Source organism: Nonomuraea sp. NPDC049129, assembly GCF_040648495.1.
In the GTDB taxonomy this organism is placed as follows: Bacteria; Actinomycetota; Actinomycetes; order Streptosporangiales; family Streptosporangiaceae; genus Nonomuraea.
The window spans coordinates 26,818-45,411 of record NZ_JBEZDU010000042.1; the positions used below are offsets into that span (position 1 = coordinate 26,818).

The 18,594-nt window shown below is 69.7% G+C and carries 15 protein-coding genes; 8 read left to right on the forward strand and 7 right to left on the reverse strand.

Annotation, left to right across the window (positions count from 1 at the left end; all coding sequences use genetic code 11):
* Nucleotides 1–6: 6 nt before the first annotated feature.
* Both AB0B64_RS57115 and pdhA read right to left on the reverse strand, forming a co-directional pair.
* On the reverse strand, nt 7–987 hold the full coding sequence (locus AB0B64_RS57115; RefSeq protein ID WP_357939667.1) for an alpha-ketoacid dehydrogenase subunit beta: 981 nt from the start codon (nt 985–987) through the stop codon (nt 7–9).
* A gap of 45 nt (nt 988–1,032) precedes the next feature.
* Entirely contained in the window at nt 1,033–2,124 is a 1,092-nt protein-coding gene (gene pdhA / locus AB0B64_RS57120) for a pyruvate dehydrogenase (acetyl-transferring) E1 component subunit alpha (RefSeq protein WP_357939665.1), read from the reverse strand.
* A 226-nt stretch (nt 2,125–2,350) separates the two neighbouring features.
* On the opposite strand from pdhA, the gene purS reads away from it, so the two are divergent.
* From purS to purL, 4 genes are all read left to right on the forward strand, one after another.
* The gene (purS, locus tag AB0B64_RS57125; RefSeq protein WP_225301645.1) at nt 2,351–2,596 is read left to right on the forward strand and encodes a phosphoribosylformylglycinamidine synthase subunit PurS; all 246 of its coding nucleotides are present in this window, start codon (nt 2,351–2,353) and stop codon (nt 2,594–2,596) included.
* 222 nt (nt 2,597–2,818) lie between these two features.
* A complete protein-coding gene (locus tag AB0B64_RS57130) occupies nt 2,819–3,205 on the forward strand; it encodes an ATP-binding protein (protein ID WP_225301701.1) in 387 nt (128 codons plus the stop codon).
* 137 nt (nt 3,206–3,342) lie between these two features.
* A complete protein-coding gene (gene purQ, locus AB0B64_RS57135) occupies nt 3,343–4,020 on the forward strand; it encodes a phosphoribosylformylglycinamidine synthase subunit PurQ (RefSeq protein WP_357939663.1) in 678 nt (225 codons plus the stop codon).
* A 44-nt stretch (nt 4,021–4,064) separates the two neighbouring features.
* A complete protein-coding gene (gene purL, locus AB0B64_RS57140) occupies nt 4,065–6,269 on the forward strand; it encodes a phosphoribosylformylglycinamidine synthase subunit PurL (RefSeq protein WP_358204329.1) in 2,205 nt (734 codons plus the stop codon).
* Nucleotides 6,270–6,354: 85 nt separating this feature from the next.
* Here the strand turns inward: purL and AB0B64_RS57145 are convergent, their stop codons facing one another.
* Nucleotides 6,355–7,224, reverse strand: coding sequence for a hypothetical protein (locus tag AB0B64_RS57145; protein WP_358204253.1), 870 nt, complete (start codon nt 7,222–7,224; stop codon nt 6,355–6,357).
* Nucleotides 7,225–7,464: 240 nt separating this feature from the next.
* On the opposite strand from AB0B64_RS57145, the gene AB0B64_RS57150 reads away from it, so the two are divergent.
* Genes AB0B64_RS57150 through AB0B64_RS57160 form a run of 3 tightly spaced genes read left to right on the forward strand, consistent with a single transcriptional unit; the run spans nt 7,465 to nt 11,650 of the window.
* On the forward strand, nt 7,465–9,483 hold the full coding sequence (locus AB0B64_RS57150; protein WP_358204262.1) for an adenylate/guanylate cyclase domain-containing protein: 2,019 nt from the start codon (nt 7,465–7,467) through the stop codon (nt 9,481–9,483).
* Between the two features lie 32 nt (nt 9,484–9,515).
* Nucleotides 9,516–10,178: a Crp/Fnr family transcriptional regulator gene (locus AB0B64_RS57155; protein WP_357939658.1), complete on the forward strand. Its 663-nt coding sequence runs from the start codon at nt 9,516–9,518 to the stop codon at nt 10,176–10,178.
* Between the two features lie 44 nt (nt 10,179–10,222).
* Nucleotides 10,223–11,650 carry an MFS transporter gene (locus AB0B64_RS57160; protein WP_358204273.1) on the forward strand — a complete coding sequence of 476 codons (1,428 nt, stop codon included), beginning with the start codon at nt 10,223–10,225 and terminating at the stop codon, nt 11,648–11,650.
* A gap of 38 nt (nt 11,651–11,688) precedes the next feature.
* On the opposite strand, the gene AB0B64_RS57165 is transcribed toward AB0B64_RS57160, so the two are convergent.
* A complete protein-coding gene (locus tag AB0B64_RS57165) occupies nt 11,689–12,438 on the reverse strand; it encodes a methylenetetrahydrofolate reductase (protein WP_357939654.1) in 750 nt (249 codons plus the stop codon).
* Between the two features lie 10 nt (nt 12,439–12,448).
* Nucleotides 12,449–13,105, reverse strand: coding sequence for a TetR family transcriptional regulator (locus AB0B64_RS57170; RefSeq protein ID WP_358204334.1), 657 nt, complete (start codon nt 13,103–13,105; stop codon nt 12,449–12,451).
* 69 nt (nt 13,106–13,174) lie between these two features.
* On the opposite strand from AB0B64_RS57170, the gene AB0B64_RS57175 reads away from it, so the two are divergent.
* Nucleotides 13,175–14,602 carry an MFS transporter gene (locus tag AB0B64_RS57175; RefSeq protein ID WP_357939652.1) on the forward strand — a complete coding sequence of 476 codons (1,428 nt, stop codon included), beginning with the start codon at nt 13,175–13,177 and terminating at the stop codon, nt 14,600–14,602.
* A 47-nt stretch (nt 14,603–14,649) separates the two neighbouring features.
* Here AB0B64_RS57175 and AB0B64_RS57180 read toward each other — a convergent pair whose 3' ends face one another.
* Nucleotides 14,650–16,527, reverse strand: a complete 1,878-nt coding sequence (locus AB0B64_RS57180; protein ID WP_357939650.1) for an ABC transporter ATP-binding protein — start codon at nt 16,525–16,527, stop codon at nt 14,650–14,652.
* Nucleotides 16,528–16,561: 34 nt separating this feature from the next.
* The gene (locus AB0B64_RS57185) at nt 16,562–18,562 is read right to left on the reverse strand and encodes a PhoX family phosphatase (protein WP_358204281.1); all 2,001 of its coding nucleotides are present in this window, start codon (nt 18,560–18,562) and stop codon (nt 16,562–16,564) included.
* Between the last annotated feature and the right edge of the window lie 32 nt (nt 18,563–18,594).

Sequence of the window (18,594 nt, forward strand, 5' to 3'; positions counted from 1 at the left end):
CCCTCCTCAGTAGCCGAAGGCGCGGTCGACGGCGTCGAGCACCCGGTCGAGGTCGGGCAGGTAGTGCTCCTCCAGTTTCGACGGCGGGTAGGGCGTGGAGAAGCCGCCGACGCGCAGCACCGGCGATTCCAGCTGGTAGAAGCACTGCTCGGTGATCCTGGCCGCCAGCTCGGCGCCGAAACCGCTGTTGATCGGCGCCTCGTGCACCACCACGGCCCGGCCGGTACGGCGTACCGACTCCATCACCAGCGGCGCGTCGAGCGGGTTGAGCGAGCGCAGGTCGAGGACCTCGACCGAACGCCCGTCGGCCTCGGCGGCCGTGGCGGCCTCCAGGCAGGTCTTTACCATCGGGCCGTAGGCGATCAACGTGATGTCCGTGCCCTGGCGCACCTGCCGGCCGCGGTCGAGAGGCAGCCACCAGTCGGTGCCGACGGTGTCGATCTCGGCCTTCTCCCAGTAGCGGCGCTTGGGCTCGAAGAAGATGACCGGGTCTTCGCAGCGGATGGCCTGCTGGATCATCGTGTACGCGTCGGCCGGGTTGGAGCAGGCGACCACGCGCAGTCCGGCGGTGTGCGTGAAGTAGGCCTCCGGCGACTCGCTGTGGTGCTCGACCGCGCCGATGCCGCCACCGCAGGGGATGCGTACGACGACAGGCAGCTTGATCGCGCCGAGCGAGCGCATCGGCATCTTGGCCAGCTGAGTGATGATCTGGTCGGCCGCGGGGAAGACGAAGCCGTCGAACTGGATCTCGCACACCGGCCGGTAGCCGCGCAGCGCCAGGCCGATAGCGGTGCCGATGATGCCCGACTCGGCCAGCGGGGTGTCGATGACCCGGTCCTCGCCGAAGTCCTTCTGCAGGCCGTCGGTGACCCGGAACACGCCGCCGAGCTTGCCGACGTCCTCGCCCATGATGAGGACCTTGGGGTCGTCCTCCATGGCCTTGCGCATGCCCTCGTTGAGCGCCTTGGACAGGCTGAGCACGGTCATGACGCCTCCTTCGGCGCGACGGTCATGCGGCGCTCAGGGGTTCGCTCACTCACTGAAGCCCTCCAGATAAGCGGCGTATTGGGCGCGCTCCTCGTCGATCAACGCGTGCGGCTCGGCGTAGACGTGCTCGAACATCGCGAGCGGCCCGGGGTCGGGCATCGCCAGGCAGCGCCTGCGCAGGTCGGCGCCGAGCTGGTCGGCCTCGCCCTCGACCGAGTCGAAGAACGCCTGGTCGGCGAACTCGTTCTTGAACAGGTACGCCTTGACGCGCTCGATCGGATCCTTGAGCTTCCACGCCTCCAGCTCGCTGGCCACACGGTAGCGCGTCGGGTCGTCCGTGGTGGTGTGGGCGCCCATCCGGTACGTGAACGCCTCGATGAGCACTGGACCTTGGCCTTCGCGGGCGTTCTTGAGCGCCTGCCTGGTCACGGCGAGGCAGGCGAACACGTCGTTGCCGTCGACCCTGATGCCGGGGAAACCGAACCCGGAGGCCCTGCGGTAGAGGGGGATGCGGCTCTGCTTCTCCAGGGGCTCGGAGATGGCCCACTGGTTGTTCTGGCAGAAGAACACGATCGGCGCGTTGAACACGCTGGCCCAGACGAACGACTCGTTCACGTCGCCCTGGGAGCTGGCGCCGTCGCCGAAGTAGGCGATGACGGCCGCGTTCGCGTCGTCGCGCTGGACGCCCATCGCGTAGCCGACAGCGTGCAGGGTCTGGCTGCCGATCACGATCGTGTAGAGGTGGAAGTTGTGCTCCTTGGGGTCCCACCCGCCATGGTTCACCCCGCGGAACAGGCCGAGCAGCTTCACCGGGTCGACGTCGCGGCACCAGGCCACGCCGTGCTCCCGATAGGTGGGGAAGGCCATGTCGGCGTCGGTCAGCGCGCGGCCAGAGCCGATCTGCGCGGCCTCCTGGCCGAGCAGCGAGGCCCAGATGCCGAGCTCGCCCTGCCGCTGCAGAGCGACCGCCTCCAGGTCGACGCGCCGGACGAGCACGAGGTCGCGGTAGAGGGACCGGACCTCTTCGGGTTTGAGGTCGATGTCGTAGTCGGGGTGCTCGACCCGCTCACCCTCGGGGGTGAGGAGCTGGACGAGCTCCGGGGGTGCTTGTGCACCACGAGAGGCGTCGAGTGTCACGTGCCACTCCTGTGCGGTCAGGGCCGGGGTCGATGGGGTTGCCACCTTAGGCCAGCCTTTCGAGCGTCGGACCATGTGGTGGTGGTTCGTACGCGTTTGGGGACATGGTGGCAGACGTCACAGCCCTCAGCGCAAGCCCCATGCCCTCCCCGTTCCCGTTGTGTTGCCTGCCACACGCGCCGGTAGGCTGGCTTTCCCAACTCCCGCCGCACCCAGGAGGAACGCAGTGGCGCGCGTCATCGTAGACGTCATGCTGAAGCCCGAGATTCTCGACCCGCAGGGCCAGGCCATCGCCCGCGCGCTGCCCAGGCTGGGCTTCTCCGGCGTCGCGGCCGTCCGGCAGGGCAAGCGCTTCGAGGTCGAACTGGACGGTCCGGCCGACGAGGCGGCACTTGCGGACGTCCGAAAGATGGCCGAGACGCTGCTGGCCAACACCGTGATCGAGGACTACGTCGTGCGGGTTGAAGAGTAGAACAGCACATTTGACGCATCGAAATACCCGCGAGCGGCTAAAGTCGGGTTCCGGCATGCCACAATGCCACGGGCGTGCCAACAGTAAATAACAACAACGTGATTTTGCGGTTAGCCCCGATTTCACGGGGAAACCTACTCCAGGTGACATTCCGGAGCCCGGAGGAGTCCGGTGGATATTGAGTTCTCGTTGGCGCTGCCTCGGGATGCGATCGGCATACCGATGGTCAGACGAGTGCTAGGGGACGCGATGCGTTCGCTCAACGTGAGCGAGGCGTGCATCTCCGACATGCTGCTCGCGGTCTCCGAGGCGTGCTCTAACGCGGTACGCCATGGCGGCCCGGCCAACCGCTATGAGGTCACGGCCTCGATCGGCTACGGCCGCTGCGACGTACGCGTCGTCGACAACGGGGTCGGCCTGCCCTCGATGCCCCTGCACTTTCCGCCCCCCGACACCGAGAACGGCCGTGGCCTGCTGATCATGCGCTCGGTCGTGGACGAGATCTCCTTCGGCATCACCCCCGGCCGCGGCACCACGGTCCACCTCCGCAAGACCCTCGCCTGGGAGGAGACGGCGAACCGCCGCTCCCGCGAGCTGGCCGCCGTCTAGCCGACCGCTCCATCTGACCCCTTCGCGGGCCGTTATGGCGGCCCGCCTTCTGGCATGCCGTACCGCTGTTGGGAGGCATCGTCGAGCACCAGATAACCTTGGCGGTGCACACCACGAACGCTGGAGGAACGCAAGACATGAGCGCCCGCGTGGGGGTAGTCACCTTTCCAGGAACTCTCGACGATCAGGACGCCGCCAGAGCGATCAGACTGTCCGGCGCGGAAGCGGTTCCGCTGTGGCACGCCGACCACGACCTCAAGGGTGTGGACGCCGTCTTCCTGCCCGGCGGCTTCTCCTACGGCGACTACCTGCGGTGCGGCGCCATCTCGCGGTTCGCGCCGCTGATGCGGGAGCTCGTCCCGGCCGCCCGTGAGGGGCTGCCGGTGCTCGGCACCTGCAACGGGTTCCAGATCCTGTGCGAGGCGCACCTGCTGCCGGGCGCGCTGACGCGCAACGCGTCGCTGCACTACGTCTGCCGTGACCAGCGGCTCCGGGTCGAGGCGACCGGCACGCCCTGGACGAACTCCTTCGCGGCCGGCCAGGAGATCGTGCTGCCGATCAAGCACGGCGAGGGCCGCTACGTCGCCGACCCCGAGACGATCGCCGCGCTCGAGGCCGACGGCCGCGTGGTCGTGCGCTACCTCGGCAACCCCAACGGCTCCGTCAACGACATCGCCGGCATCCGCAACGAGGCCGGCAACGTGGTCGGAATCATGCCGCACCCCGAACACGCCGTCGAAAACCTCGTCGGCGCGCCGAGCACGGACGGGCTCGGCTTCTTCACCTCCATCCTCAAGAAGCTGGTGAACGCGTGAGCACCGACAGCGTCAAGCGGGCCGTCGAAACGCCTGCCGAGCCGATGCCGTTCGCCGAGCTGGGGATGAAGCAGGAGGAGTACGACCGGGTCAAGGAGATCCTCGGCCGTCGTCCCACGGGCTCCGAGCTGGCCATCTACAGCGTCATGTGGTCCGAGCACTGCTCGTACAAGTCGTCCAAGGTGCATCTGCGGCAGTTCGCCACGAAGGCCCCCAAGTCCGACGCACTGCTCGTCGGCATGGGCGAGAACGCCGGCGTCGTCGACATCGGCGACGGCTGGGCCGCCACCTTCAAGATCGAGTCGCACAACCACCCGTCCTACGTCGAGCCGCACCAGGGCGCCGCCACCGGCGTGGGCGGGATCGTCCGCGACATCATGTCGATGGGCGCCCGCCCGATCGCGGTCATGGACGCGCTGCGCTTCGGCGGCGCCGACCAGAACGACACCCGGCGCGTGCTGCCCGGCGTGGTCGAGGGCATCAGCAGCTACGGCAACTGCCTGGGCCTGCCCAACATCGGCGGCGAGGTCGTCTTCGACCCCTGCTACATCGGCAACCCGCTGGTCAACGCGCTCTGCGTGGGCCTGCTGCGCAAGGACCAGATCAAGCTGGCCACCGCGCCGGGGCCGGGCAACAAGGTGGTGCTGTTCGGCGCCTCGACCGGGCCCGACGGCATCGGCGGCGCGTCGGTGCTCGCCTCGGCGACCTTCGAGGACGAGTCGCACGCCAAGCGGCCCGCCGTACAGGTCGGCGACCCGTTCATGGAGAAGCTGCTCATCGAGTGCTGCCTGGAGCTCTACGCGGCCGACGTGGTCGTGGGCATCCAGGACCTCGGCGCGGCCGGCGTCTCCTGCGCGACCACCGAACTGGCCGCCAAGGGCACCGGCGGCATGCACGTCGACCTCAACCTGGTCCCGCTCCGCGACCCCTCGCTCAGGCCCGAGGAGATCCTGATGAGCGAGTCGCAGGAGCGGATGATGGCCGTCGTCCGACCGTCGGACATCGCGGCGTTCATGGCGATCTGCGAGAAGTGGGATGTCCCGGCCACCGTGATCGGCGAGGTGACCGACACCGGCCGGCTGGTGATGACCTGGGACGGCGAGACGATCGTCGACATCCCGCCCGGCACCGCGGCCGACGACGGCCCGGTCTACGAGCGGCCCTTCCACGAGCCCGCCGGGCAGGTCGCGCTCAACGCCGACACCCCCGACCGCCTCGACCGGCCCGCCGACCTGCGCGCCACGCTGCTGGAGCTGCTCGGCTCGCCGAACCTGGCGTCGAAGGAGTGGGTGACCTCTCAGTACGACCGTTACGTCCGCTCCAACACCGTGCTCGCCCAGCCCGCCGACGCCGGGATGCTGCGCATCTCCGAAGTCATGGCCGGCGCCGAGCCGACGACCCGGGGCATCGCCCTGGCCACCGACGGCAACGGCCGCTACGCGCGGCTCGACCCCTACGCGGGCGCCCAGCTCGCGCTGGCCGAGGCCTACCGCAACGTAGCCGTCACCGGTGCCCGCCCGCTGGCCGTCACCAACTGCCTCAACTTCGGCTCGCCGGAGGACCCCGAGGTCATGTGGCAGTTCGCCGAGGCCGTACGCGGGCTCGCCGACGCCTGCCGGACCCTCGGCGTGCCGGTGACCGGCGGCAACGTCTCCTTCTACAACCAGACCGGCTCGACCCCGATCCACCCGACACCGGTCGTGGGCGTGCTCGGCGTGATCGACGACGTGGCCAAGCGGGTCGCCACCGGGTTCGTCGCCGAGGGCCTGCGCATCGCGCTGCTCGGTGAGACGAAGGAGGAGTTCGGCGGGTCGGAGTGGGCGCACGTCGCCCACGGCCACCTCGGCGGCCTGCCGCCGGCGGCCGACCTGGCGGCCGAGCAGGCCATGGCCACCGTGCTGGTGGAAGCCGCCGCTCAAGGACTCCTTGAGGGCTCCCACGACCTGTCCGACGGCGGCCTGGCCATCGCGCTGGCCGAGTCCTGCCTGGCGCGGGGCATCGGGGCGACGGTGGCGCTGAGCGGCGAGGCGTTCACCGACCTGTTCAGCGAGTCGTCGGCCCGTGCGCTGGTGATGGTCCGGCCGGAGGCGTTCGACCGGTTCGCCGCGCTCTGCGCCGACCACGAGGTGCCCTGCTACGGCCTCGGCACCACCGGCGGCACGTCGCTGGTGGTGGAGGGGGTGCTGGAGGTGCCGGTCGCGGAGCTGCGCGAGACGCACTCCGGCACGTTGCCGGCGCTGTTCGGCTGAGGTTTCAGCGCGAAGGCCGGTACGGGGTGCTGTCGTACCGGCCTTCGCTTGTCAGAGAGTCTGGTGAGTCAGGACCTCTTGAGGGTCAGGACTTCTTGAGACAGACCACGTAGACGGTGCCGCTCACGCCGCCGTGGTTGCCGCCGGTCAGGTTGTTGGTGGTGTCGTTCTTGGCCGCGGTGACCGACCAGCCAGACCCGCCGCTGGGGGCGCTGCTGGTGACGTTGCCGTTGCCGCTGATGGTGAAGCCGCCGCCGGTCGCCACGTCGCCGCTGTTGCAGGAGACGGAGCCGCTGCCCGAGCTGAAGGCGTTCGAGCGGGTGTAGGTCGTGTAGGTGATGCCCTTGCCGTCTACACCGTCCTTGCCATCCTTACCGTCCTTGCCCGGCAGGCCGTCCTTGCCCGGCAGGCCGTTCTTACCGTCAGCGCCGTCCTTGCCGTCGGCGCCGTCCTTGCCCGGGAGACCGTTCTTGCCGTCGGCGCCGGCCTTGCCCGGAAGGCCGTCCTTGCCGTCCTTGCCATCGACCCCGTCGGTGCCGTTCTTGCCCGGGAGCCCGTCCTTGCCGTCGGTCCCGTTCTTGCCGGGCAGACCGTCCTTGCCGTCCTTGCCGGGCAGACCGTCCTTGCCGTCCTTGCCGTTCTTGCCGGGGAAGCCCTGACGGCCCTGGAGGCCCGTGTCACCCTTCGGGCCCTGCGGGCCGGTGTCGCCCTTGGTGCCCTCCGTGATCGTGGTCGTCGACTGACCGCCGCCGCCGATCACCATCCGGACCTCCGTCTTCCGGCAGGGGGTGGTGGCGTTGACGATGCGGGCGTACCGGGTCTTCTTGTGCACGCACGCGTACACCTCTGAAGCCGACGACGCGGTGGCGACTCCGCCAACGGCGAGGAGCGAGGCGGCGAGCGCTCCAACAGTGGCGAGGGTGAGCGTGCGCGCACCGCGAATCTTGATAGCCACGGCTTTCCTTCCGAGGAACCTGTGTTGCTCAGGTTGAGCATGAGGTTCACGTTTCAACCGTTCCAACGGATGACAGGAATCGCATAACAGGTTCATTACAGGACAAACCGGACAGAAAGCGGTGACGCTACTTGACCAGTCATGAAAGTCGGCTGTGGGTAAAAGGACGCAGTGGCCGGGCCTGTCTACGATGGATAATCGGGACCGTTCGGGGGCGCACGCATTCCACGGAGGATGACCTTGTCGACCGCCAGTCCCTACCTCCCTCCTGCCACGCAGCCGGTGCGAGGGGTCGTCTGGGCCATCCATCTGGTCCTGCCGCTGCTCGGCCTGTGGCTGCTGCTGGCCCAGAGCCACCTCAACATCATGTGGGAGCACCACTCCAGCCACTTCTGGATGATCATCTCGGTGGCCGGCCTCAACGTGGCGCTCGGCGCGCTGATCAGCGAGGCGTCGCGGAAGCGGCAGGACGCCCGGCTCTTCCTGGTCTCGATGGTGTTCCTGGCCAGCGCCGGCTTCTTCTTCCTGCACGGCCTGGCCACTCCGCAGATCATCCTGCCCACCGGATCCATAGGGTTCGACCTCGGGCAGCAGGTCGGGCTGACGATCGCCTCGGGGTTCGCGTTCGCCTCGGCGTTCCCGCTGGGCGAGCGGGCGGCACTGACCGTCATGAGATCCCAGCACCTCATCCGGGGCGTGCTCCTCGGATTCATGATCCTCTGGGGGCTCGCCTCGCTGATCCCGGGGCTGACGCCGCTCAGCCAGCCCCCGCTCAAGGAGCCGGTCAACTGGCTCGTGTGGCTGTCGCTGCCGGGCCTCGGCCTGTACGGCGCGGCCAGCGTGATGATGTTCCAGCTGCACCGGCAGCGGCCGTCGGCCATGCTGGTCAGCCTGATCACCGCCTACGCGCTGCTCGCCGAGGCCATGATCGCCGGGATGTCGCAGCTCAACTGGCACCTGTCCTGGTGGGAGTGGCACATCCTGCTGACGCTGGCCTTCGTCTTCGTCGCCTACAGCGCCTACATCCAGTTCAGGCGCGAGGGGTCCAGCGGCGGCCTGTTCGACTCGGTGGCGCTGTCGGCGACCGTGGCCCGCATCCAGCTGCACTACGACGAGGCCCTGGAAGAGCTGGTCGAGCACGTACGGCGCGGAGAATCGCTGGCGGCCACCCGGTTATCGGACAAGTTCCGGCTCAACGAGGGGCAGGCCGCGGTACTCGACCGGGCCGGCGAGGCACTGGCCCGCGAGCGTGACCTCTCTGAGCGACTGAGCGCCCTGGTGGCGGTGAGCGCCCAGACCCGCGTACGCCAGTCCGAGAGCGACCTCCTGGCCACCACGCTCGAACGCGTCCGTCAGGCGTACGGCGACGTGCGGATCGGCCTCGTCGCCGACGGCAAGACGCAGATCGGCTCCCGCGCGTACGAGTTCGCCGGAGACGGCCCCATCAGACGCGACAACCTGTTCGCCTTCCCGCTGACGGTCAAGGGCAACCTGGCGGGCGTGCTCGAGGTGCCGGTCGGCCGCACGGCGCAGGACGAGGCGCTGGCCGCCACCCTGGCCGGGCAGATCTCGATCTCGCTGGAGAACGCCCGCCTCTACCAGGAGCTCGACACGCTCTTCCGGCAGTACATGTCGCCTGACGTGGCCAATGCCCTGCTCGCCGACCCCGGTCAGGCGGCGCTCGGCGGTCAGATGAAGGAGCTGACCGCGCTCTTCGCCGACCTCAAGGGCTTCACCACGTTCTCGGAGCGGGTCACGCCCGGCGAGATCGTCGAGATGCTCAACCGCTATCACACGGCCGCGGTGCCCTGCATCCTGACCAACGGCGGCACGATCGTGCAGTTCGTCGGCGACGCGTTGCTGGCCCTGTTCAACGCCCCGGCCACGCAGAACGGCCACGCCAGGGCGGCCTGCCGGGCCGCGCTGGCCATGCAGGAGGCCGCCTCCGAGGTGGCCGAGGAGATCGCCTGGAAGCGGGAGGACGCGGAAGCCTGGCCGACGTTCCGGGTCGGCGTCAACACCGGTCCCGCCCTGGTCGGCAACATCGGCAGCCCGGAGCTGCGCGGCTTCAACGCGATGGGCGACTGCGTGAACGTGGCCGCCAGGCTGCAGTCCCTCGCCGAGCCGGGCACGGTGGTGATCGGCGAGACGACGCGCAGGCAACTGGGAGCCGGCGTCACGGTGAACCCCCTCGGAAAGCTGAGCCTCAAGGGCAAGGAAGAACTCGTGGGTGCCTACGTTCTGACCGCAATGACCTAGAAGGGCGCTGACCGTACCGACATAATCGGCGCATGAACCCAGATCCCGGCGAGTTCCTCTCCATGCTCACAGCCGACGAGGTCGAGGAAATGCGCGCCGCGGGACGCCCGCGCAGGTGGGAGCGCGGGACGACCGTGATGAGCGAGGGCGACACCTCCGACTGGGTGCTCGTCCTGACCGAGGGCCGGGTGAAGGTCTCGTCGCACACGAGCAGCGGCACCGAGGTGGTGCTGGCCGTACGCGGGCCGGGCGGGCTGCTCGGGGAGATGTCGGCCATCGACGGCTCACCGCGGTCGGCCACGGTCACCGCGCTGGAGCCGATCGCGGGCATCGTGGTCCGCGACTTTCCCGCGTTCCTGCAGGCCCATGGGCGCATCGCCGTACTGCTCATGCAGCTGGTGACGGGACGGCTGCGCGACGCGGACCGGAAGCGGATCGAGTACGGGGCGTTCGACACGACGGGCCGGGTGGCGACCAGGCTGATCGAGCTGGCCGAGCGCTACGGCGAGAAGACCAACAGCGGCGTACGCGTCGCGCTGCCGCTCTCCCAGGACGAGCTGGCCGGGTGGACCGGGGCCTCGCGCGAGGCCGTCAGCAAGGCGCTGCGGCTGCTACGGGACCGCGGGCTGATCGAGACCGGGCGGCGGCGCGTGGTGATCCACGATCTTGACGGGTTGCGCAAGCGGGCCAGATAACCCCCCGACAAATCGGACGTACGTCGTACGTCATAGTGGACCGCATGCCCCTCGCGTACGACGACCGCCTCCGTTACGCCTGGCGCGTGTGCTCGGTCACCAGCCTCGGTCTCGTCCTCATCGGCATCGCGGGCAGCACCCTGAACGTCGCGCTACCCGCCGTGGTCCGGCACTTCCACGCGAGCCCGTTCGAGTCCGGCTGGATCCTGCTGGCGTTCCTGCTGGTCAACACCGCGAGCCTGGTGTTCTTCGGCCGGGTGGCCGACCTGCTGGGGCGGCGGGAGATCTACCTGGCCGGGTTCGCGCTGTTCACCGTCGCCTCGCTGCTGGCCGGGCTGTCGCCGGGCGTGTGGTTCCTGGTCGCGATGCGCGTGCTGCAGGCGGTCGGCTCGGCGATGATCCTGGCCAACGGCACGGTCATCATCACTGACGCGTTCCCGCCCGACCGGCTCAGCCAGGGCATGGGCGTCTACATCGGCACCCTCTCCGTGGCGCAGCTCGCCGGGCCGACGCTGGGCGGGCTCATCGCGGACACGGCCGGCTGGCAGTGGATCTTCTGGGTGAACGTACCGGCCGGCCTGATCGCCTTCGGCTGGGGCGCGGTGATCCTGCGCAAGATGCCCCGGGGCCCCCGCGAACCGGTGGACGCGCTGGGCAACGCCCTGGTGTTCGCCGCGCTCTCGGCCATCCTCATCGCCCTGTCTGAGGCGGGCTCCGCCGGGCTGTCGAGCCCTGCCGTGCTGACGGGGGTGGCGGTGTTCGCGGTGCTGGTGCCGGTGATCGCGCTGGTGGAGCGGCGGGCCGCGCATCCGGTGCTCGACCTGCGGCTGTTCGGGGAGCGGCTGCTGGCCTTCGCCAACCTGGCCTCGTTCTGCAACGCGCTGGCCCGCTCGGCGCTGATCCTGGTCGTGGCGCTGTACTTCCAGGCGGCCAGGGGCGTGGACGCCTTCACGGCCGGGCTGAGCGTGCTACCGGTGCCGGTCGGCATGGCGCTGGCCTCACCGCTGGCGGGCTCGCTGAAGATCTCCCCGTATGCCGTGTCGATCGGCGGCGCGCTGATGAGCGCCGTGGGGCTCGGCACGCTGATGCTGACCGCGGACCCCGCCACGCCGTACTGGATCATCGGGGTCGGCCTCTTCGTGGCCGGGTGCGGGAGCGGCACGTTCCTGACCGGCAACACCACACAGGTCATGCGGGCGCTGCCGCGCGGCAGCCTGGGGGTGGTCAACGGGTTCCGGGTGATGATCATGAACATGGGGATCGTGATCAGCGTGGGCGTGTCACTGAGCGTCCTGGCCGGCTCGGTGGGGCCCGCCGAACGGGCCCAGGTGTACGCGGGGACGCTGGCCAAGCTGTCGCCGGTGGCGGTGGGGCAGGTGATGCACGGGTTCGAGCGAACGTACGCGATGCTGTTCGCCGTCGCCCTGACGGGCGCCTTATTCGCGGCGCTGGCCCGGCCGCGACAGACGTGATGGTCGGCTTCCCGGCGCTCAGGAGCGCAGCAGCGGCCTCAGCGGAAAGCCGCGGCCAGCCGTGATTCCACGTCGCGGTAGCGGCTGACCGGGATCAGGTGGACGCCGTCGAAGGCGCCCGAGTCGCGGATGGCCAGGACCTGCTCGCAGGCCGCGTCCACGCCCGCCATGCGGTCGGCCGCCACCGCGTGGATCAGCCGGTCGGGGATGGCGATGTCGGGGATCGCCGCGGCCAACGTGCGGGCGTGGCGCTCGCTGGCCAGCACCATCACCCCCGCGTAGACCGGCATGTCGACCTGGTTGGCCTCGCGCCAGCGCAGCAGTGCCTCCAGGGAGAAACCGACCTGGAGGAACAGGAAGTCGGCCGCGCGCTTCCAGGCGGGCAGGGGACGCAGCCCGGCCGCCGCGCCGACGCGGAACCCGCCGTCGAAGTTCCTGGCCTCTTCGATCATCGAGCGGACGGTCAGGTCGCTGGTCCGGTTGCCGCTCGCCGGCTTGTCACCGTAGACGAACAGGAACTGGTCGACCCCGTAGGCCGCGGCCGTCAGCAGGTCGCGCTGGAAGCCGAGCAGGTTGCGGTCGCGGGAGTTGAGGCAGGCGATGCTCCGCCCGCCCATCGCCTCGACCTCGTGCGCGACGGCCACGCTGGACACGGTCGCCCGGCCGATGTGGTTGTCAGGGATGAGGAACGAGTGGGCGATCTTGCTCATCGTGCCGATCTGGTGCCGGACGTGCTTCAGGTCCGGCGTGGTGGGCGGCTCGATCTCGCAGACCAGCTCGAAAGTCATGCCGAGCACCCTAACGCCTGGCCGCCAAAGCCTCCACGCCGCTGATGACCAGGTCCACGCCGAACGAGTCGTAGAAGCCGGCCGTCATCCCCTCGACCATCGGGCCCGCCATCTCCACCAGGTTCGGGTATTGGTCCGCCGGCAGGGACTCCAGGCCCAGGCGCTTCACCCGGACGATCTCGGCGATCTCCTCCGAAGTATGGCGGGAGCGGAAGTGGACCGGGGCGTCGGCGATGGAGATGGCGCTCTGCAGCAGGTATTTGGAGATCAGGCAGCACTCTTCCACGGTGAACCCCGCCGCCCGCGCCAGCCCGAGCGCCAGGTCCCAGACCGCCAGGAAGCTGGGCACCGCGCCCTGGTCCACCTGCTCCAGCACGCTCTTCGCGCACGGGTGGGCGCGCAGGACCCTGATCAGACCCTCGACCAGCTCCCGTAGCCGGTCGGGCCACGGGCGGTCGTCGTCTTCGGTCTTGATCCCGAAGCCCAGGATCAGGTGGTCCGCCATGCCGATGAGCAGCTGGTCCTTGTTCTTGAAGTGCCAGTAGAGGGCCATCGGCGTCACGCCCAGGTCGGCCGCCAGGCGCCTGATCGTCACGGTGTCGAGCCCTTCGGCGTCACCGATCTCCAGGGCCCGCTCGACGATGGCCGCCGCGGTCAGTTTTCCCATCACGGTTGACAACTATACGACGTACAAGTTCACTATACGACGTACAAGTACGACGTATAGGAGACGAACATGGACCGGCGCTGGTGGGCGCTCACCGCGGTGACGCTCGGGACCTTCATGACCTACCTCGACAACAACCTGGCGAATGTCGCGCTGCCGACGATCCAGCGGGAGCTCGGGCTGACGATCTCCGGTCTGGAGTGGATCGTGAGCGGCTACATCCTGGTGTTCGCCGGGCTCATGCTGGTAGGCGGCAGGCTGGCCGACGTGTTCGGCGCCCGGCGGGTGTTCACGACGGGGTTGGTGATCTTCACGCTGTCGTCCCTCGCCGCCGGGCTGGCCACCGACGGCACCATGCTGATCGCCGCCCGCGCCGTGCAGGGTCTCGGCGCGGCCATGCTCACGCCGACGGCGCTCTCGCTGCTGACGCAGATCTTCCCCGACCCGGGCGAGCGCGGGCGGGCCGTGGGCATCTGGAGCGCCTCCGGCGCGCTGTCGATGGCGCTCGGCCCGGTGACCGGCGGCTTCATCAGTGAGCGGCTGCACTGGGGCTGGATCTACCTGATCAACGTGCCGATCGGGCTGGTCACGCTCGGCCTCGCGCTCTGGGCCGTCCGTCCCGCCTTCACCCGGGTACGGCGCGGCCTCGACCTGCCGGGCCTGGTCACCTCGGCGCTCGCGCTGTTCGCCCTCACCTACGGGCTGATCGAGGGCGACGGCGCCGGATGGACCTCGCCGGAGATCCTGGCCGCCTTCGGTGTGGCGCTCGCGGCGGCGCTGGCGTTCCTGCTCATCGAGGCGCGGTCCGCCGAGCCGATGATCGACCTGTCACTGTTCAGGGCGCGGATGTTCAGCGGCGGCCTGATCACCATGGGCATCTGGTCGTTCGGCGTGTTCGGCATCTACTTCTTCAGCGCTCTCTGGCTGCAGAACGTGCTCGCCTTCTCCCCCTCCGAGGCCGGCGCCGCGTTCGTGCCGATGGCCCTGGTCATGGCGGTCACGGCGATCCTGTCGCAGCGGGTCAGCGCGCGGCTGGGCATCGGCCCGACCGTCGCGCTCGGCATGGCGCTGATGGGCGGCGCCCTGTTCATGATCTCCGGGATCGGCGCCGACGGCGGGTACGGCGACGTGGTCCCCTGGTTCCTGCTGTACGGCCTGGGCGGCGGCCTCCTGGTGCCCCTGACCGCCGCGATCCTCTCCGGCATGCCCCAGGGCAGGTCGGGCGTCGCCTCTGGGGTGCTGAACGTGTCGCGCGAGGTGTTCGGGCTGCTCGGCATCACCGTCCTGGGCGCGGTCCTGAGCTCCAGGCAGAGCGCCAGTGACCGGCCGCCGCTGGCCGCCTTCCTCGACGCCTACCAGTTCACGCTGGTGCTGGCGGCCGTGCTCGTGCTGACGGCGATCCCGGTCAGCCTGTACGCCCTGCGCACCCGCCGTACGAGTGACAGCCAGGCGAACCAGCCGCGAGCCGAGCGGCGGGAGCAGACGACCGCCGCCTGAGCGACCGAGCCGCACCCGCACCCGCTCACGCGACCGAGCCGCACCCCTCACGCGACCCCGGCGGTGGCGGGCTCGTCGAACTGGGTGCGGTACAGCTCCTCGTAACGGCCCCCAGCGGCGAGCAGCTCGGCGTGCGTACCCCGCTCGACCACCCGCCCGTCCTCGATCACCAGGATGACGTCGGCGGCGCGGATCGTGGACAGGCGGTGCGCGATCACCACGGCGGTCCTGCCCTGCAGCGCCTCACCCAGCGCCTCCTGCACGGCCGCCTCCGAGGTGGAGTCGAGCGCCGCGGTGGCCTCGTCCAGGATCACCACCCTGGGCCGGGCCAGCAGCAGCCGGGCGATCGTCAGCCGCTGGCGCTCGCCGCCCGACAGCCGGTAGCCGCGCTCCCCGACCACGGTGTCGAGACCGTCGGGCAGGGACTCGATGAGCGTGGCCAGCCGGGCCCGGCCGAGCACCTCCCAGAGCTCCGCCTCATCGGCCTCGGGCCGGGCGAGCAGCAGGTTGGCCCTGATCGTCTCGTGGAACAGGTGCCCGTCCTGGGTCACCATGCCGAGCGTGTCGCGGATCGAGTCGGCGGTCAGGTCACGTACGTCCACGCCGCCGATCCTCACAGTCCCCGAGTCGGCGTCGTACAGCCTCGGCAGGAGCTGCGCGATCGTCGACTTGCCCGCGCCCGAGGAGCCGACGAGGGCGACCATCTGGCCCGGCTCGGCCGTGAAGGAGACGCCGTGCAGCACCTCGACCCCGCCACGCGTGTCGAGGACGGCGACCTCCTCCAGCGAGGCGAGCGAGACCTTGTCGGCCGCGGGGTAGGCGAAATGCACGTCGTCGAACTCCACGGAGACCGGCCCGTCGGGGACGCTGACCGCGCCCGGCCGTTCCTTGATCAGCGGTTCGAGATCGAGCACCTCGAAGACCCGCTCGAAGCTGACCAGCGCGCTCATCACGTCCACCCTGGCGCTGGCCAGGGCGGTCAGCGGCGTGTACAGGCGGGTGAGCAGCAGGGCCAGGGCCACGACCGAGCCGGGGTCGAGCTGGTCGCGCAGGGCGTAGAAGCCGCCGAGGCCGTACACGAGGGCCAAGGCCAGCGCGGACACCAGGGTGAGCGCGGTGACGAAGACCGACTGGGTCATGGCCGTGCGCACGCCGATGTCACGCACCCGCCTCGCCCGGGCGGCGAACTCCGCCGACTCGCGGGCGGGCCGGCCGAACAGCTTCACCAGCGTCGCGCCGGGCGCGGAGAAGCGCTCGGTCATCTGCGTGCCCATGGCCGCGTTGTGGTCGGCCGCCTCACGCCGCAGCCGGGCGATCCTGGTGCCCATCCGGCGCGCGGGCAGGACGAACACCGGCAGCAGCAACAGCGCGAGCAGCGTGATCTGCCAGGAGATCCCGATCATCACGATGAGGGTCAGCACGAGCGTCACGATGTTGCCCGCCACGCTGGACAGGGTGTCGGTGAAGGCGCGCTGCGCGCCGATCACGTCGTTGTTCAACCGGCTGACCAGGGCGCCCGTGCGGGTCCTGGTGAAGAAGGCGATCGGCATCCGCTGGACGTGGTCGAAGACCGCCGTACGCAGGTCGAGGATGAGTCCTTCGCCGAGTCCCGCCGACAGCCATCTGGTCACCAGGCCGAGCCCGGCCTCCGCCAGGGCGAGAACCGCGATCAACCCCGCCAAACCGGCCACGATGCCGAACGTCTCACCCTTGACGATCGCGTCGACGACCCGGCCCGCGAGGACGGGCGAGACCACCGCCAGGGCCGCCATCACCACGCTCAGCACCAGGAAGTACGCCACCCGCCGCCGGTGCGGCCGGGCGAAGGCCCCGACGCGACGGAGCGTCGCCCTGGACAGTGGGCGACGCTCCGTCTGGTTGTTCATCGAATACAGCTGATGCCAGGCGGTCATTTCCATGCTCATGCATGGCAGCCTAGGACCTCAACTTAACTTCAGGTCAAGCGCCGATCTTCTGGCCCTTCTCGTGCCAGACGACCGCGACCGACGGACGCGGCTGGTCACCGTCGGGCCAGTGGCTGGCCGGCTTGTCGGGGGTGGCGCCGTCCAGCTCACCCGGATGCTGCACCGCGACGAACACGCTGCGCTGGTCCTCGGTGACCATCGGGCCGCAGGTCTCCGCGCCGAGCGGGACCGTGAGGAACTGCCGCAGGTGACCGCGCTCCTTACCCCGCACGGGCATCACGAACATACCGTCGTTGCTGCCGAGCTGGTTGCCGTCGGTGGCGATCCAGAGGTTGCCATCCCGGTCGAATGCCACGTTGTCCGGGCAGGAGATCGGCGAGACCTTCGTCTTGTCGTAGCCGGCGAAGTAGGTCGCGGCGTCGTTCGGGTCGCCGCAGACCAGCGGGATCGACCAGGCGAACGTCTTCTCCCCCGCGTCGTCGCGCCGCTCCACGATCTCCAGCACGTGGCCGTGCTTGTTGGACGGGCGCGGGTTGGCCTCGTCGACCTGCGCCGCGGTGCGGTTGGTGTTGTTGGTCAGCGCCACGTACACGCCACCGGTGACGGGGTTGCGCTCCATGTCCTCGGGGCGGTCCATCTTGGTCGCCCCCACCTTGTCGGCGGCGACGCGGGTGTAGACCAGCACCTCGGTGGCGGTCATGCCGTCCACGTACGACTTGCTGCCCGAGACCAGCGGGATCCACTGGCCGGAGCCGTCGAAGGCGCCGTCGGAGGGCAGCTTGCCCGACCCGTCGATCTCGGCGGCGGGGCTGTCGCCGGTGAACTTGGCGACATAGAGCGTGCCCTCGTCGAGCAGGTCCCTGTTGTGCCGGTCGTTACCGGGGATGAAACGGTTCTTCGACACGAACTTGTAGATGTACTCGAAGCGGGAGTCGTCGCCCATGTACACGACCACGCGCCCGTCGCGGGCCAGCGTGGTGTTGGCGGCCTCGTGCTTCAGGCGGCCCAGCGCGGTCCGCTTGACAGGCGTCGAGTCGGGGTCGAACGGGTCGATCTCCACGACCCAGCCGAACCTGTTGGCCTCGTTCGGGTGCTTGGCCAGGTCGAAGCGCTCCTCGACGCGGTCGAAGCGGCGGCTGCTCGACGGGGTGCCGGTGGTGATCGTGTAGCGGGAGATGTACGGCAGCTGCGCCGCCGGGACCTTGTCGCCGTTGACGAAGTACTGGTCGATGTTCTCCTCGGCCGTCAGCACGGTGCCCCACGGCGTGGATCCGCCGGAGCAGTTGTTCAGCATGCCGACGGGGGTACGGCCCTTCGGGTCGGCCGCGGTCTTGAGCAGGTCGCTGCCCGCGGCCGGGCCGCTGAAGCGCATCGGCGTCTGGGCGGTGACGCGCCGGTTGTACCGCCTGCGGCCGGAGGTGACCAGTTTCCACTGGCCGGTGCCGCGGACGCGCTCGATCTCGACGACCGAGCCGCCATGGGCGGCCAGCGCGATCTTGATCTGGTCCTCGGTAGCGGCGGCACCGGTGGTGTAGCCGCGGAACATCAGGTTCTCGTTGGTGTACTCGTGGTTCACCCAGAGCAGCCCGCGGTTGGCGCCCATCGGGAAGAGCGTGACGAAGTCGCAGTTGTACCCGAACTGCTTGGCCTGCGCCTCGGGGCTCTGCTTGTCGAAGTCGAACGCGGGCGCGTCGGCCGTCACGGGGTCGCCCCAGCGCGCGACGACGGCCGAGATGTAGCCGTCGGCGACGGTCAGCGCGTCCTCCTTGTTCGGGGGCACGGGGGTGAAGCGGATGCCGCCCGAGGAGTGGCCCATGAGCTCGGCCTCCGGGGGCTCCGTCGGGTCGGCCAGAGCCGGTACGGCCCCGGCGACGCCGACCCCGACGACCCCGGCGGCCAGGGCGCCCAGGGCGCCGGCGCGGAGCATGCCCCGGCGGGACATCGCCTCGGCGACCACGTCGCCGAAGTAGGTGTTGTCACTGGTGTTGGCCACGTCGTGCGCACAAGCGTTGCCGCAGCGGAACCGGCAGGTCATCGCCGATCGTCCAGATGTATGCGCGGGAAGCA

Bases quoted from the DNA above. Each gene is read 5' to 3' on its own strand.
- AB0B64_RS57115 (WP_357939667.1), bottom strand. From the start codon at position 987: ATGACCGTGCTCAGCCTGTCCAAGGCGCTCAACGAGGGCATGCGCAAG.
- AB0B64_RS57130 (WP_225301701.1), top strand. From the start codon at position 2,819: ATGGTCAGACGAGTGCTAGGGGACGCGATGCGTTCGCTCAACGTGAGC.
- purQ (WP_357939663.1), top strand. From the start codon at position 3,343: ATGAGCGCCCGCGTGGGGGTAGTCACCTTTCCAGGAACTCTCGACGAT.
- purL (WP_358204329.1), top strand. From the start codon at position 4,065: ATGCCGTTCGCCGAGCTGGGGATGAAGCAGGAGGAGTACGACCGGGTC.
- AB0B64_RS57155 (WP_357939658.1), top strand. From the start codon at position 9,516: ATGAACCCAGATCCCGGCGAGTTCCTCTCCATGCTCACAGCCGACGAG.
- AB0B64_RS57160 (WP_358204273.1), top strand. From the start codon at position 10,223: ATGCCCCTCGCGTACGACGACCGCCTCCGTTACGCCTGGCGCGTGTGC.
- AB0B64_RS57165 (WP_357939654.1), bottom strand. From the start codon at position 12,438: ATGACTTTCGAGCTGGTCTGCGAGATCGAGCCGCCCACCACGCCGGAC.
- AB0B64_RS57170 (WP_358204334.1), bottom strand. From the start codon at position 13,105: ATGGGAAAACTGACCGCGGCGGCCATCGTCGAGCGGGCCCTGGAGATC.
- AB0B64_RS57175 (WP_357939652.1), top strand. From the start codon at position 13,175: ATGGACCGGCGCTGGTGGGCGCTCACCGCGGTGACGCTCGGGACCTTC.
- AB0B64_RS57180 (WP_357939650.1), bottom strand. From the start codon at position 16,527: ATGAGCATGGAAATGACCGCCTGGCATCAGCTGTATTCGATGAACAAC.
- AB0B64_RS57185 (WP_358204281.1), bottom strand. From the start codon at position 18,562: ATGACCTGCCGGTTCCGCTGCGGCAACGCTTGTGCGCACGACGTGGCC.